Here is a 14,626-nt window from a genome sequence, read left to right as displayed (position 1 = left end):
AGTGACCCCGCGTTGTTCTAAGCGTCCGGGGTGGAACCGTCGCCGGCCGCCCTTTGGACAACCGCTTCAAGCTCATCCTTGGTGAGCAGTTCGCGGTGCCCATGCTTGGTTCGGTAAGCAGAGCGGCCCACCATGTGTGCGGAGACCGGTGCAGTGAGTAGCTGGAAAATCCAGGCCACCACGAGAACCGGCCAGACCCACCATGTACGCATTTGCAGGCCCATGGCCGCGAGCATGAGGAAAAGACCCAGGACCTGCGGTTTGGTTGCCGCGTGCATGCGGCTCATGAGATCGGGGAACCGCAGGAGGCCAATTGCGGCCCCGAGCGACATGAGGGCACCCACCACAAGAAACACTGCCGTCACTACGTCGATCACGGCATCCACACCGGTGGCTTCAGGAGTCATTGCCCTGATCCCTCCGATCTGCTACAAATCGGGCAAAAGTTACGGAGCCTACGAAGCCGATCACCGCGAGCGCCACGAGCAACACCAGGTTGTTCAGGTGCCGGTTCATCGCCATATCGATCGCAAGCGCTGCGCCGAGAATGGCCAGCAGGACATCCGATGCCAACACGCGGTCCAACAAGGAGGGGCCTATGGCGATACGGATGATCGCTCCCACCGCCGCCAAGCTGAGGATGACAGCCGTCATCAGCAGAACGAGTTCTTTCACAGAGCTGCTCCTTCCAGGCCCGGGCTTGGTTCATCCTGGAGTGCGTCGAGTTCCTGGCGCGTTCCCATGATCCGGATCAGCGCGGCCTCGATGTTCTGGACTTCCTGACGGATCTTGGCGATTCCGGCTTCCTCATAAATATTGAGCGCGTGTAGGTAAAGCGTGGACGTCGAGCGGTCCACTTCCACCACCAACGAGCCCGGGATCAGCGAGATAACGTGCCCGGTTGCCGTCACTATGAGGTCCGAATGGCTGCGTAACGGAACAGCGACGACGGCGCTACGCACCTTTGGCCCCTTCACTACGGCCAGGTAGAGGACCAGGAAGCTCGCTGCCGCCACTTTGCCCAGGAATACCATGGCGAAGGAAATAGCGCGGAGAACATTGAACCTGCCGCTGAGCTCCACCGGCGGAAGATAGAAGAACTTGGCCACGAGCACAGCGATGAGCGCACCGAACAGCAGGTTGCCCGGGCTGAAGTCCCGCCACAGGGCGCCCCAGACGATGACCAGCCATACCAGTAGCGGCAGTTCAGTGCGGAAGGAGATCGGTTTTCGGCTCATCTGGCAGCCCCTGACTGACCTACGGACGGTACCTGCGCGGAGTCTCCCAGGACTGAATGAATGTAGGCGGTGCGGTCCAACATGATTTCCGCCGAGCCGTCGGCCAGGTGGAAGAGTGGGCCCGCAAAGACTGTGAGCGCAACACCGAAGACCACAAGGCCCGCGGTGGAGCCCACCATTGTCCGGGGAAGTACCCCCACGTTGCCTGGGGTCTGAAGCACCGGGTCCGGGTACTCGGCGTCCTCGGGCTTGCGCCAAAATGCCCTGTTCCAAACACGGGCAATTGCCAACAAGGTGAGAAGGCTGGTGACCACACCACCCACCACCAAAACGATGGCCAGCGGCGTACCTAGTTGCACGCCTGCTTGGAGAAGCCCGAGCTTGCCCAGGAAACCCGAGAACGGCGGGATGCCCGCAAGGTTCATTGCCGGGACGAAGAACAACAGGGCAAGGAGTGGCGAGAGCTTGGCTAGGCCACCCAAGCGGTCAATGGACGACGAACCGCCCCGCCGCTCAATCAAACCAGTGACCAGGAACAAGCTTGTCTGCACGGTGATGTGGTGCGCCACGTAGAACACGGCCGCGCCAAGGCCCGTGATGGAGGACATTGCCAGGCCGAACACCATGTAACCGATGTGGCTGACCAGGGTGAAGGACAGGAGACGTTTGATGTCGCTCTGCGCCAAGGCACCCAGGATGCCCACCACCATGGTCAGCAGCGCCACCACCATTAAGGGCACGTTGAGGGTGTCGCCGGGAAAAAGGAGTGTCTCGGTGCGGACCATGGCGTAAACACCCACTTTGGTCAGCAAACCGGCAAACACGGCTGTGACAGGAGCCGGAGCGGTCGGATAGGAGTCGGGAAGCCAGAACGACAGTGGGAATACTGCCGCCTTGATTCCGAACGCCACCAGCAGCATCACGTGCAGGAGATTCTGGGTTCCTTGATCCAACTCGGCCAGCTTGATGGCGAGGTCCGCCATGGTGATGGTCCCTGTAGCTCCGTAAATCATGGCGATAGCGATGAGGAACAGGACCGACGACACCACGGACACCACCACGTACGTGACGCCGGCACGAATGCGGGGCCCCGTCCCACCCAGGGTCATCAGCACGTAGCTTGCCGTCAGCAGGATTTCGAAACCCACGTACAGGTTGAATAGGTCACCTGTCAGGAAGGCATTGGAGACGCCCGCCACCAGGATCAGATAGGTGGGGTGGAAGATCGAGACGGGCGCTTCCTGGTCGCCATCAGCCATGCCTTGACCGGTGGCGTAGATCAGGACCGCGAGGCTTACCACGGTGGAAACCACCAGCATGAGCGAGGAGAACTGGTCCACCACCAACACCACGCCCCACGGCGGCAGCCAACCACCGAGCGTGACGGATGTGGTGCCTCCCTCCCACACGGACGCCAGGAGCAGGCATTCGAGCAGGAGTGTCGCGCTGAGTATTACGATGCTGACGACCCGCTGGGCAGCCGTGTGCCGGATCAGCACGAACGCGAGGGCTGCTCCGAGGATCGGAAGGAGGACAGCCAGTGGCGACAGGTTTGCGAGATTCACGCGCTGCCTCCTTCCCGGCTGGATGCCGTTTTGGGTGTTTCCGTCGCCTCTGGGTGCAGCCGTTCTTCGGGGGTGGACGCAGTCACCACGAACTCCGATGTTTCCAGCGGGACAATGGCGTCGTCTTCCGCGTCGAAGCTGGGAGTCCGGGCTACGCGGCGGTCTTCGAGGTCATCCTGGATCTCGTCTTGCCGTGCCAAGGCCCAGGTGCGGTAGATGATGCCAAGCATGAAGGCAGTGACGGCGAATGATATGACGATGGATGTGAGGATCAACGCCTGGGGCAGGGGGTCGTTGTACTGAGTGGAGGCTGTTTCCTTGTCGAACAGGGGAGCAAGGCCCGCGTACCCTCCCGTACTGAGGATCAGGAGGTTGGTGGCGTTGGCAAGCAGCATCAAGCCAAGGAGGACGCGCGTCAGACTCCGCTCCAAAATCAGGTAGATGCCGCAGGCATACAGCACACCCATGACTATCAGGAGGGTCAGGTTGATGCTCATGGGTTGCCCTTCCCGGAGGCGGCAGTTTCAGCGGACGCAGACTCGGCGACCCTGGTCCTTCCGGCCTTCGCGCCCTTCTCTTCAAAATGTTCGTCGATTTCGGCGCCCAGGCTGCGTAGAACGTCGAGCGCCAGGCCCACCACCACTATGTAGACGCCGATATCGAAGATCGTGGACGTGACGAACTTGACGTCCCCGAATACGGGCAGCCAAAACTCGATGATCGCGCTCTGGAACACCTGTCCGCCGAGGAGAAGGGGCACGAAACCGGACGCTGCGGCGGTCGCAAGTCCCGTCCCCAACAACGTTCCGGCACTCACTGTCGCCGCCTCGCTCAACTCGAAGCGTCCACCGGCAAGGTAGCGGATAGTGAGGGCGAGGCCTGCGGTCAAGCCGCCAGCGAAGCCACCCCCGGGCAGGTTGTGGCCCGCAAGGAGAAGATAGATGGAGAAGACGATCATCGAGTGGAAAATCAGCCGGGTGACCACTTCGAAGATGATGGATCTCCGCTCGGGGGCCAGCGTCCTCCCTGCAACGAGCCAGGCATCACGGGTCACGTCCGTGAACTTTCTCGCCAGGGCCAGCCGGGCGCCGTCGCGGGAGTCACGGTCGACGCCGGTGCGGCGCCCCACGCTGCCTTCCGGCACTGCCTCTGAGGTTCTGATGCGATCGCCGCGGCTACGCACGAAGATCAGGCTGGCAACGCCCGTAGCGGCAACCGCTAGGACCGAGATTTCGCCGAAGGTATCCCACGCGCGGATGTCCACGAGGGTCACGTTGACCACGTTCAAGCCGCCGCCGCCTTCGTAGGCCAGCCGTGGAAATTCAAGGGAGACAGGAGGGGCGACGCGGGCCCCCATGGCGTAGATAGCCACGAAGATCATAGTGATACCGAACGCCGCGCCGATGATCACGCGGATCACCCGGAGGCGGCCACCTGTCCGGTCCCGTAGTTCGGCGGGTAGGCTGCGCATTGCCAAAACGAAGGCCACGAGCACGATGGTCTCCACCAGCATCTGGGTAAGTGCGAGATCAGGTGCACCTTGCAGGGCAAACATGAGCGCAATGCCGTAACCAGTAACAGACACCATGAGCACCGCCAGGAACCGCTTGTTGGCGCGGACAGCAGCCAGGGCGCCCACCACGATGCCCACTCCCGCGATCAACTGCAGCGGAGAGTTCGGATCGATGAAATAGACGTCGTCGGGCAATGGTTTGTTGTTCAGGAGCAGAGCCGCGAGCGGCACTGCGAAGGCAACCGTGAGGATGACCGTCAGATAGAAATACAGTGAACCACGCTGGGTGCGGCCCGTGACCCACACTGCGACGTCGTCCAAAGCGCCAATCGTGTGTCGGTAGGCGCGGTCGCCGTCCACCCAATCGGGAACCAGGCTTTGCACCCGTGCAACAACGTTACGGCCGTAGAACATTGCGGCACCGGCCACAAAGGTGATCGCGGTCAGTCCCAGGGCGGGCGTGAGCCCATGCCACAAAGCCAGATGTCCGGCGTCGACGGCTTCCTCTCCATCCGCGAACAGCGCTGCGTAAGGCCGGATCCAACTATCGACCGGCGCGGGCCACAGCCCGTAAACAATGGTGAGGAAGCTCAGGAGCGCGGGCGCGGCCAGGAAGGCGGGCCTGATGGCTTTGAAGGGCGTGCGCTCTATACCCGGCTTCGTGGCAAAGGCACCCCACATAAAGCGGGCGCTGTAAGCGAAGGTGAGGATGGAACCGATCACGAGACCGATGAGGATCCAGATGCCCCAGGCAGCTGCATCATGACCATTTCCATAGTGCACGAAGGCTTCAAAGACGGACTCCTTGGCCACGAAACCCGCCAGCGGCGGCACCCCCGCCATGGATGCAGCCGCAATCGCGGCCACAACCCCCAGGGCTCGTGAGGAGCGGAAGACGCCGGAGAGTTTCCGGATATCGCGCGTCCCGGACTGGTGGTCGATGATGCCGACCACCAGGAACAGCGCCGCCTTGAACAAGCCGTGGGCCAGCAGAAGCCCAAGCCCGGCAAGGGCGGCGTCAGGTCTGCCCAGGCCCACCACCATGGTGAGGAAACCCAGTTGGCTCACTGTTCCGTAGGCCAGGATGAGCTTGATATCGGTCTGGCGGAGGGCCCTGTATCCGCCCACCAACATAGTGGCCAAGCCGAGGCCCAGGACCACGGGGAGCCAGAACTGCGATTCGGCGAATCCCGGCGCCAGGCGCGCGACGATGTAGATACCGGCCTTCACCATGGCTGCGGCATGCAGGTAGGCGCTCACTGGCGTCGGAGCCGCCATGGCACCCGGAAGCCAGAAGTGGAAGGGGACCAGCGCCGATTTGGTCACGGCACCCACCAGGATGAGAACGACGGCGGCCCCCACCATCCCGCTTGTGGTGCCGTTAACGAGCGTCCCGGCTTGGTCGAGGATGGTGGAGATCCGGTAGCTTCCTGCGGCTTGGCCCAGGATGATGAGACCCACCAACATCGCCAGCCCGCCCGCCGTCGTCACCATCAGCGCCTGCAGGGCAGAACGCCGTGCGGCCAGGCGGGTGCGGGCATAGCCGATGAGCAGGTAGGACAGGACAGTGGTGAGCTCCCAGAAGATGAACATCATGAGGAGGTCGTCGGACGTCACCAGGCCGAACATGGCACCGGCAAAAGCCAGGAGTTGGGCGCCGAACCCACCGAGCCCAGGGTCCTTGTTCTTGAAGTACCGGGCGCAATAGACCAGCACCAAAGAGCCAACGCCGAGGATGAGCAGTGACATGACCCAGGCGAGCGCATCCATCCTGAAGGCAAACTCGAGCTTCAGGTTCGGAATCCAGGGGAATACTTCTTCTATGCCGGCGCCGGAATATACGGGAGCGTGCTGGAGGACCAGCCAAATGAAGGCCACCGCGGGAACCGCTGCGAGGACATAGAAGGCGTTCCGACCAAGTTTGCCAAAGATCAAGGGCGCCACAGTTGCCGCTACAAAGGTGATGGCGAGAACTGTGATCACTGTTTTCTCCGCAAAGTCAGAAACGAATTGTCAAAAGTTGGAGCAGGCGGTCATACGTTGGGTTCAGTTGGACCAGTTTATCAAGGGGCCCGGACAGTTTTTGGCCGGAGCCGATGGGGCCTGCGGATGAATTCCCCGTGCGTTATTCACATAGCGGTCTGTCATCTGTCCGTCGCTGTCAGAGTCCCGATAGCATTCAGGCTATGAACGCGGCCGCAGTTCCCGAAGCCTCCCACCCAGCATCCGAGCTTGCCTCCGGACCTGCCTCCTCCAAGAAGGGCCAAATCCTTGCCTGGGCGTCTTGGGACTGGGGCTCTGCTGCGTTTAACGCCATCATGACCACGTTCGTCTTCACGGTGTACCTGACGTCGTCTGCCTTCGGCGGCGAGGACGCCGCATCTGCCGCACTAGGTGCCGCTTTGGCCGTCGCGGGCCTGGCCATCGCGTTGCTGGCACCGGTGACGGGCCAACGTTCGGATGCGGGCGGCCGACGCAAGCTCTGGCTCGGAGTCAACACTGCGGCCACAGCCGTCCTCACTGCCCTGTGCTTCTTTGTGTTCCCGCAGCCAGGATTCCTCCTGCTGGGTGTCTGCCTGATTGCGCTTGCCAATATTTTCTTTGAGTTTGCCGGCGTGAACTACAACGCCATGCTGGCCCAAATCTCCACCCCCAAAAACATCGGCAAGGTCAGCGGCTTTGGTTGGGGCATGGGATACCTCGGTGGGATCGTGGCGTTGTTGCTGGTTTTGCAACTGTTCGTCCAGCCGTCTTTCGAATGGTTCGGTGCATCCACGGAAGAATCACTGAACATCCGGCTTGTGGCCATTTTCTCGGCCCTGTGGTTCTTCATTTTCGCCCTTCCCGTGCTGTTCGCCGTTCCGGAAGTTTCCGTGAAAAAGGACTCTGCGTCCTTGGGATTCATAGCGTCGTACAGGCTGCTGCTCCGGCGCATCGCGGCCATCTATCGCACCAGTCCCCACACCATTTACTTCCTGCTGTCCAGTGCGATCTTCCGCGACGGCCTTGCTGCAGTCTTCACGTTCGGCGGGGTGATCGCGGCCGGGACCTTTGGTTTCGAACTCAAGGAAGTTATCTTCTTCGCGATTTTCGGCAACGTGGTGGCAGCGGTGGGCGCCATCATCGGGGGCTTCCTTGACGACAAGATCGGGCCCAAGGCAGTCATCGTGCTTTCCTTGGTGGGTCTGCTGATCGCGGGCACGTTCATCCTGGTGCTGGGCAACGGAAACTATGTGTTCTTTGGAACCAGCTGGCCTGCCGCCAATACGTTCTGGATCTTCGGCCTGCTGCTGTGCCTTTTTGTTGGGCCAGCCCAGTCTTCGTCAAGGGCGTTCCTGGCCAGGCTGGCCCCCGACGGCGAGTCGGGAGAACTCTTCGGGCTCTACGCCACCACGGGCCGGGCTGTCAGCTTCCTGGCTCCCACCCTCTTCACCCTGTGCATCACAATTGCCGCTCCGATTGTTGAAGAAGGTGGAGCCCAGCGATGGGGCATCCTCGGCATTATGGTTGTCCTGCTTGCCGGCCTCCTGGTGATCCTGCCAGTGAAGCCGCCCAGCAAGACCCAAATCGCCGTGGTACCGGATCACTGACTTCAACTGCAACAGCTGAGCGCGAACGCCGTACCAGTGCAGTTCCAACAGAGTTAGGGTGGAGATATGAACGTGGATGAGACTGAACTCCCGGGCCTTGGGGTCCGTAAGGATTTCGTCACGGCCTCTGGCCGTCGCATCGGTGTCGTGGAGCTTCGCGAGGGTGAGACGGAGCTCTTCGTGTCCACTTGGGATGACCCGGACACCTGCCAAGCCTCCATTCCCCTTACTGCCGATGAAGCCGCAACTCTGGGCAACCTCCTGGGCGGGCAACACATCGCCATGCGCCTGGCAGAGGCCCACCGTGAGATACCTGGCATCGTGACCCGCCAGTTCTCCATCACCCCTGACTCCCCGTTCGTGAACCAGCCCATGGGCAAAGCCCAGGTCCGCACCCGAAGTGGCGTTTCGATCGTCGCGATTATGCGCGAAGGCGAGGTCGTCCCCTCGCCCGCACCCGACGTCGTACTTCACACGGGTGATTTGCTCGTTGCGGTTGGCACCCAGGAAGGCCTCGACACGGCGGCCGATATCCTCCGCAACGGCTGACCCACCATGGATCCGCTCGCACTAGCCCTCGTTGAACTGGGGGCCGTCGTCTTCTGCCTCGGTCTCCTTGCTCGACTAGCGGGCCGGATTGGCATGTCCCCCATTCCGCTTTACCTGCTGGGTGGCTTGGCCTTCGGTGCAGGCGGCTTCGTCAAATTGGATGGCATGCATGAATTCGCCCATCTTTCGGGCGAAATCGGCGTCATCCTGCTGCTGTTGATGCTCGGATTGGAATACACCGCCTCCGAACTCGTCACCGGACTCAGACGCTCATGGCAGGCCGGTGTCCTGGACTTCGTCCTGAATTTCCTCCCCGGCGCCGGAATTGCCGTTCTTCTGGGCTGGGGTCTTGTGGGCGCCATCGTGATGGGTGGCGTTACCTATATCTCGTCCTCAGGAATCGCGGCGAAGGTCATCACGGACCTAGGGCGGATCGGTAACCGCGAAACTCCCGTGGTGCTTTCCATCCTCGTTTTCGAGGACCTGGCCATGGCCATATACCTACCCATTCTCACTGCCATCCTGGCCGGTGTTGGGTTCCTGGGTGGGTTGCAGACGGTGGGCATCGCGCTGGCTGTCGTCACGGTAGTCCTGATGATCGCGCTCAAACACGGGCACCGCGTCTCCCAAGCCGTTCACAGCGAGAACTCGGAAGTGTTTCTGCTGAACGTGCTCGGCCTGGCCCTCCTGGTTTCCGGTATCGCCTCCGCCCTGCAGGTCTCAGCCGCTGTGGGTGCATTCATGTTGGGCATCGCCATCTCCGGCGCCACGGCCCACAATGCGACCCGCATCCTTGAACCCCTGAGGGACTTGTTTGCCGCGATCTTCTTCGTTGCCTTCGGCCTCAATACGGACCCCACGTCCATCCCGCCGGTCCTGGGGTGGGCGCTGCTCCTCGCCCTGCTGACAACGGCCACCAAAATGTTCACGGGATTCTGGGCAGCCAAACGCGCAGGCATCGCAATGCCGGGCCGCTTCCGTGCGGGAGCGGCCCTGATTGCGCGTGGTGAATTCTCTATCGTCATTGCTGGCCTGGCGGTGGCCTCGGGAGCCGTACCGGACGAGGTCGCAGCCTTGGCTACGGCTTACGTCCTCATCATGGCCATCACGGGTCCGCTGGCCGCTCGCTTCGTGGAACCTGTGGTCAAGGCACTGCGCAGGAGCCCCCGCACACCGCCGCGGACTGCCGAGCGCGCCAGCGCCTGAGGGGTAGCGCTGAACGGCTAGCGCCTGACGCCCAAGCCGTTTCGGGCTAGATCGCCGTCCGGTGGAAATTCTGGTGGCTTCGGCTGGCGGTCGGTCCGCGCTGGCCCTGATAGCGGTTGCCGTACTCACCGGAACCGTAGGGGTGTTCCGCTGAGGACGTCAGGCGGAAGAAGCACAACTGGCCGATCTTCATGCCCGGCCATAGCTTAATGGGCAGCGTAGCCACGTTGGAAAGTTCCAGCGTGACGTGTCCGGAGAACCCCGGATCGATGAAGCCGGCGGTGGAGTGCGTCAACAAACCAAGCCGGCCGAGGGAAGACTTACCCTCAAGACGGGCAGCGATGTCATCAGGCAGGCTGACGGTCTCATACGTTGAGCCCAAGACGAATTCACCCGGGTGCAGGATAAAAGGCTCATTGCCTTCAACCTCCACCAGCCGGGTCAGTTCGGGCTGCTCCTCGGCGGGGTCGATGTGGGCATATTTGTGGTTGTCGAAGAGCCGGAAAAACCGGTCGATCCGCACGTCCACGGAAGACGGCTGAACCATCGCGGGATCGTACGGTTCAAGGACAATCCGTTGGGAGTCTATTTCGGCACGAATATCGCGGTCAGAGATCAGCACAGCATCAAAAATACCCCATGCATTGTCCGCGCCGCCCCATGGGACTATAGTTCCCGGACATGTAAAGCCGCGCCCGTACTTGGGGGCAACGAGCATTCGCGGGGTTATTGTGGGGAAATTGTCAGCGCCTGCGGCTATCGTGCTGGCTGGCGCGCTTGCCATATTGGTAGCCGCGTCCAGCCAAATCCTGCCAGCTACAGAGGCCCTACCGGGCGGCGGCACTACTTCTTCGGGCAGCGTCCCTTCCGGCCTCACGGCCCCTGAAACGAGTACGACGCCGGACCCCGCACCTTTGGAGGCGACCCCCGCCGCCAGCGAAGAAGCTGGTGACCCTACAACGGGCCCGGAGACAGCTCCCGGTTCCGAAAGTGGTGCGCCGAGCAGACCGGTCGCAGTAGATCCGATGGTTGAGACGCCCCCTCCGGTGCCGAACATCGGGCCCTCATGGGGCCCGGACGATCCTTCCTCGTACGGCACTCCCTCCGCGAGTCCGGAGGCCAACGAACCAGCCGTCCCGAGTTCTCCCGCCTCTGCACCGTCGTCGCTTCCTCCCACCGTTCCAACGCCGACGGCACCTGCCGCGGGACCTGGCCCGTCGGAGTCACCGACGCCAACAGCGCTACCAACTCAAACCACGTCACCGCCAACACCCTCAGCAACTCCAACATCTACGCCGTCACAAACGGCTTCCGCGCCGTCACCAACGCCAACCCCACCCTCCTCAACGACGTCCGCTCCTACACCCTCACCAACCCCCACGCCCTTCCCCGGGAAGACCCCGAACAGCGATGCGGATCCGGACAACGGTGCCCTCGCGCTTCTCCCGGACGACAACACCGCGGCGATCTTGACCGTGTTCAACGCCATCAACAGCTACCGCGCTTCTTTGGGCCTGGCCCCAGTGAAGTATCACGCAACCGTGGCGAGCATGGCGCAGGAATGGTCGAACAGCATTGCCAGCCGTGAAGTGATCCAACACAGGCCGAACTTCTGGATGGACCCGCGCGCGCTTAACCCGAACAACGGTGCGGGTGAGGTCATTGCCGTTCGATGGGATCGTGACGCTGCCCAACTGGTGGAGTGGTGGAAGGGCTCCCCCGGTCACGACGCCTTGCTGCGCGATCCGCGCTTCAATGTGATGGGCATCGGAATCACGTACACGGACGGCAATTGGCAAACAACCCCCAACCGCTACACGCTGTGGGGCGTAGTGAACTTCTTCGGCTACACCACGCTGCCCACCGGAACCACTACGCGCCCAGGCGGGACGGTCACGCCGCCCACGGATCCTGTGGGTGTGTGCGAACCCGGCGGCAAGTACCAGCCGCCTACCGTGGATCTCAGTGCTGCGGCCATCCGCAGCGCTGCAGACCTTGTATCCATCAGCCCGGACGGAACGGTTTATTCCTACCCATCCTTGGGTAACGCCAAATACGGCACGGCCCGCAAGATCGGCATCGGTTTCACCGGGTTGAAGGAGTTGTTCGTTTCCGATTGGGACCGCGACGGCGTCTTTGACCTCATCGCTCAACGCCTGGACGGGGCGCTCCTGGTGTACCCGGGCAGGCAGTCAGGCGGTTTCGGATCGCCCGGAGTCCTGGGCCAGGGGTGGGAGTCCCTGAACATAGCCGTGGGTACTTGGTGTGCAAACAACCGTCTCCCGCAAATTGTGGCCATGGATGCATCCGGCGGCCTCTGGTTCTACAAGAATTCCGGTATGACGTACATACGCACCCAGGCAGCAATCGGAACAGGCAACAAGGCCGTCCGGCTCAGCATGGTGGACTACAACGCCGATGGTTTCCAGGACCTCCTCACGGTCGAGCCCAATGGTTACCTGAGGCTGTACCGCGGCAGCGGGCTGGCCATCCCGAAGCAGGAGGCCAGGCCTGTGGTGGGTGCGGAGTGGACCGACTACACCGGTTTGCGTTCACTTCAAGGAGTGACCGGCTCAAACACCACGGGCGTCGCGGGCCTTGGCACCAATGGAGTATTGGAGTATTGGGACCTCACCTCGGGAGGCCTGACGACGCCGGTCATCGTCGGGGGCGGTTGGAGCGGCTTCAAGCTCGCCCAGTAGGGAACAACCCAGTAGTGAACAACCCAGCAATCAAACCGTCTGGCCGGACTCAATCACGGTCTTGAGCTGCTCCAACTGGGCAACTTCACTTTCCATGGTTTTCTGGATCATGCTGTTCATGAGTTTTTGCAAGCCCTTGGGGTGGTACTCCAGGGCGAACCTGAGCCGGGTGGTCCTGCCTTCGGTGCTGAGGTAATAGCCGCCGGTGGGCCGGGCGGGTCCGGCCACCACGGCGAAGCGGACTTCCGCGCCCGGCCGGGCCTCCGTGATCTCGAAGTCAGCGGCGATCGGCCGTCCTCCTGGGCCAGTAAGGGTCTGCTGATAAACCGCGCCCTTCTGGCCACGGACACCGGATCGAAGCGAGATGCTGCGCACGCCCGAACGCCAGAGCGAGTTGTTCATACCATCCATGAGGAATCCATAGACGGTCATGGCATCCCTGCTGATCACCACTTCATAAGCTGCAAATGCCACGGAAACCTCTTTCGGCGTACGGTTCGAATGTCGTAGCCCGGTTCCCCATACACTGCAGCTAACACCTTCAGAATAGTCAGCCGCGCTTGCCTGCGACACACGACAAACGAGCCTTGACCGAATGGTTACCTGGCGGTGTATCTGAGACACAGCTGACACATAGTCCCGGGCCGGGTAGAGTTCGTGCCGCTGGCAAAAACCAAATTGGGGGCGTAATGCGAGTACTGAAACATCCGTCTGTCCATGGCAAGGCACGACGACGGCTGGCCGCTTGCGCAGCATTCCTCACCATGGCTGTGGCTGGCGGAGTCATCACCGCCGCGCCGTCGTCGGCAACGCCGCTTCCAACAACGGCTCCCGTGGCAGCGGCATCCGCAATCGCGAACAAAATGGCAGCGCCCACCACCGTGAATCCCCTGCCCAGCGTGGATCCCATCGGGAACCCTGCTAGCTTCTCTGTCCTGGTCAACAAATCCCGGCCACTGAATCCCGTCAGCTACGCCCCCAGCGACCTCATCAATGCCCGCGGCTCGGGCCAGTACATGCGGGCTGAAGCCGCCGCCTGGCTCAACGGCCTCTTCCAAGGGGCAGCCGACGCTGGTACCGGCGGCCTGTCGATCGTGAGCGGCTACCGTTCGTATGCCCAGCAGCAGGAAGTGTATGCCTACTACGTCAGCATTTACGGCCAGGCCTATGCAGACACCATCTCAGCACGTCCCGGGTATAGCGAACACCAGACCGGCCTCGCCATGGACATCGGCAATGCTGCTGGTTCCTGTGGCCTGAGCACCTGCTTCGGAGATACAGCAGCCGGCAAGTGGGTGGCAGCCAACGCCCACAAGTACGGCTTCATCGTCCGTTACCCCAACGGCTACACGGGCACCACCGGGTACAGCTACGAGCCTTGGCACTTGCGCTACGTTGGCGTCGCGCTGGCCACTGATATGAACCGGCGCGGATTCCCTACGCTGGAGCACTACTTCGCTGGAAACCCAGCGGCCGCTGCGAGCATCAAGTCCGGCGCCGACCTCGTAGCTGCCGACTCGTCAGGGCGGATGCTGCGTTACCCCGCGACGGCGGCAGGCGGGTATGGGGCACCCCTCCAGATCGGTTCGGGCTGGACCGGCTTGAAGCAGGGGTTCGTGGTGGACTGGGACATTGATGGCATTTACGACATCCTTGCGCAGTGGAACAACGGCGTCCTCGGCGTTTACCGCGGCCTTCCCGGCGGCGGCTTCGCCGGTCAGGTTGTCGTGGGGAACGGCGGCTGGGATCGCATGACCATCACCGTGGGCAAGTGGACGCACGCGCACCCCCGGCCCGGCGTCGTCGGATATTTTCCGGATGGTGTGCTGCGCTACTACCCCAACACTTTCGGCGGTGCGCTGAGCGGTCCGCAGGTCATCGGCAACGGCTGGAACGGCCTGGAACTGACCATGGCCGACTGGGAGGGCGACGGAGCCAATGACATCCTGGCGAGGACAGCTTCCGGTTCCTTGATCAATTACCGAGGAGACGGCTGGGCTGGTTTCTTTGGCCCGGCCACCACCGTGGGCACGGGTTGGCAGTACATGCGCACGCTGCTGCCGAGCTTCGGGCTGACCGGCGCGGGCACTCGCGGCGTCACCGCGCAAACTGCTGAAGGCAACCTCTACAACTACGGCCTCGGCAGGGGTTCCTGGACCACCTACGCGCAGGTTGGATCCGGTTGGAATGGCCTGAAGCTCTTCAAATAGACATGGTCGCGCGCCTGTCATGAGGACCCCCGGAACTGCGCTAAGCTAGGACT

At 62.2% G+C, this 14,626-nt stretch carries 14 protein-coding genes; 6 read left to right on the top strand and 8 right to left on the bottom strand.

What is annotated here, in order from left to right:
• Positions 1-17 precede the first annotated feature (17 nt).
• Genes mnhG through ACFX4T_RS18780 form a run of 6 tightly spaced genes read right to left on the bottom strand, consistent with a single transcriptional unit; the run spans position 18 to position 6,299 of the window.
• Positions 18-407: a monovalent cation/H(+) antiporter subunit G gene (gene mnhG, locus ACFX4T_RS18805; protein ID WP_216927171.1), complete on the bottom strand. Its 390-nt coding sequence runs from the start codon at positions 405-407 to the stop codon at positions 18-20.
• Complete coding sequence (locus ACFX4T_RS18800; protein ID WP_377653259.1) at positions 397-675, bottom strand: monovalent cation/H+ antiporter complex subunit F; 279 nt, start codon at positions 673-675, stop codon at positions 397-399. The genes mnhG and ACFX4T_RS18800 overlap by 11 nt, the downstream gene beginning before the upstream one ends.
• Complete coding sequence (locus tag ACFX4T_RS18795; protein WP_377653258.1) at positions 672-1,238, bottom strand: Na+/H+ antiporter subunit E; 567 nt, start codon at positions 1,236-1,238, stop codon at positions 672-674. Before ACFX4T_RS18795 ends, ACFX4T_RS18800 begins: the two co-directional genes overlap by 4 nt.
• Positions 1,235-2,803, bottom strand: a complete 1,569-nt coding sequence (locus ACFX4T_RS18790) for a Na+/H+ antiporter subunit D (RefSeq protein ID WP_223947079.1) — start codon at positions 2,801-2,803, stop codon at positions 1,235-1,237. The genes ACFX4T_RS18795 and ACFX4T_RS18790 overlap by 4 nt, the downstream gene beginning before the upstream one ends.
• Positions 2,800-3,300 (bottom strand): Na(+)/H(+) antiporter subunit C, encoded by a 501-nt coding sequence (locus tag ACFX4T_RS18785; RefSeq protein ID WP_216927158.1) that lies wholly within the window; start codon positions 3,298-3,300, stop codon positions 2,800-2,802. Before ACFX4T_RS18785 ends, ACFX4T_RS18790 begins: the two co-directional genes overlap by 4 nt.
• The gene (locus ACFX4T_RS18780) at positions 3,297-6,299 is read right to left on the bottom strand and encodes a Na+/H+ antiporter subunit A (RefSeq protein ID WP_377653256.1); all 3,003 of its coding nucleotides are present in this window, start codon (positions 6,297-6,299) and stop codon (positions 3,297-3,299) included. Before ACFX4T_RS18780 ends, ACFX4T_RS18785 begins: the two co-directional genes overlap by 4 nt.
• Positions 6,300-6,502: 203 nt before the next feature.
• On the opposite strand from ACFX4T_RS18780, the gene ACFX4T_RS18775 reads away from it, so the two are divergent.
• From ACFX4T_RS18775 to ACFX4T_RS18765, 3 genes are all read left to right on the top strand, one after another.
• Complete coding sequence (locus tag ACFX4T_RS18775; protein ID WP_377653254.1) at positions 6,503-7,906, top strand: MFS transporter; 1,404 nt, start codon at positions 6,503-6,505, stop codon at positions 7,904-7,906.
• A gap of 66 nt (positions 7,907-7,972) precedes the next feature.
• Positions 7,973-8,455 (top strand): cation:proton antiporter regulatory subunit, encoded by a 483-nt coding sequence (locus ACFX4T_RS18770; RefSeq protein ID WP_223947081.1) that lies wholly within the window; start codon positions 7,973-7,975, stop codon positions 8,453-8,455.
• Positions 8,456-8,461: 6 nt separating this feature from the next.
• A complete protein-coding gene (locus tag ACFX4T_RS18765) occupies positions 8,462-9,661 on the top strand; it encodes a cation:proton antiporter (protein ID WP_216927150.1) in 1,200 nt (399 codons plus the stop codon).
• A 46-nt stretch (positions 9,662-9,707) separates the two neighbouring features.
• Here the strand turns inward: ACFX4T_RS18765 and dcd are convergent, their stop codons facing one another.
• Positions 9,708-10,283, bottom strand: coding sequence for a dCTP deaminase (gene dcd, locus ACFX4T_RS18760; RefSeq protein WP_216927188.1), 576 nt, complete (start codon positions 10,281-10,283; stop codon positions 9,708-9,710).
• Positions 10,284-10,727: 444 nt separating this feature from the next.
• Between dcd and ACFX4T_RS18755 the strand changes: the two genes are divergently transcribed.
• A complete protein-coding gene (locus tag ACFX4T_RS18755; RefSeq protein ID WP_377653252.1) occupies positions 10,728-11,249 on the top strand; it encodes a hypothetical protein in 522 nt (173 codons plus the stop codon).
• Positions 11,137-12,363: a CAP domain-containing protein gene (locus tag ACFX4T_RS18750; protein ID WP_377653332.1), complete on the top strand. Its 1,227-nt coding sequence runs from the start codon at positions 11,137-11,139 to the stop codon at positions 12,361-12,363. The genes ACFX4T_RS18755 and ACFX4T_RS18750 overlap by 113 nt, the downstream gene beginning before the upstream one ends.
• A 30-nt stretch (positions 12,364-12,393) precedes the next feature.
• Here ACFX4T_RS18750 and ACFX4T_RS18745 read toward each other — a convergent pair whose 3' ends face one another.
• Positions 12,394-12,837 (bottom strand): SRPBCC family protein, encoded by a 444-nt coding sequence (locus ACFX4T_RS18745; protein ID WP_377653250.1) that lies wholly within the window; start codon positions 12,835-12,837, stop codon positions 12,394-12,396.
• Positions 12,838-13,052: 215 nt separating this feature from the next.
• Between ACFX4T_RS18745 and ACFX4T_RS18740 the strand changes: the two genes are divergently transcribed.
• Entirely contained in the window at positions 13,053-14,573 is a 1,521-nt protein-coding gene (locus ACFX4T_RS18740) for a D-alanyl-D-alanine carboxypeptidase family protein (RefSeq protein ID WP_377653248.1), read from the top strand.
• Positions 14,574-14,626 lie beyond the last annotated feature (53 nt).

The organism is Paenarthrobacter sp. YIM B13468 (genome assembly GCF_042788025.1).
Taxonomy (GTDB): domain Bacteria; phylum Actinomycetota; class Actinomycetes; order Actinomycetales; family Micrococcaceae; genus Arthrobacter; species Arthrobacter aromaticivorans.
This window is presented reverse-complemented; position numbering and strand designations above follow the sequence as displayed.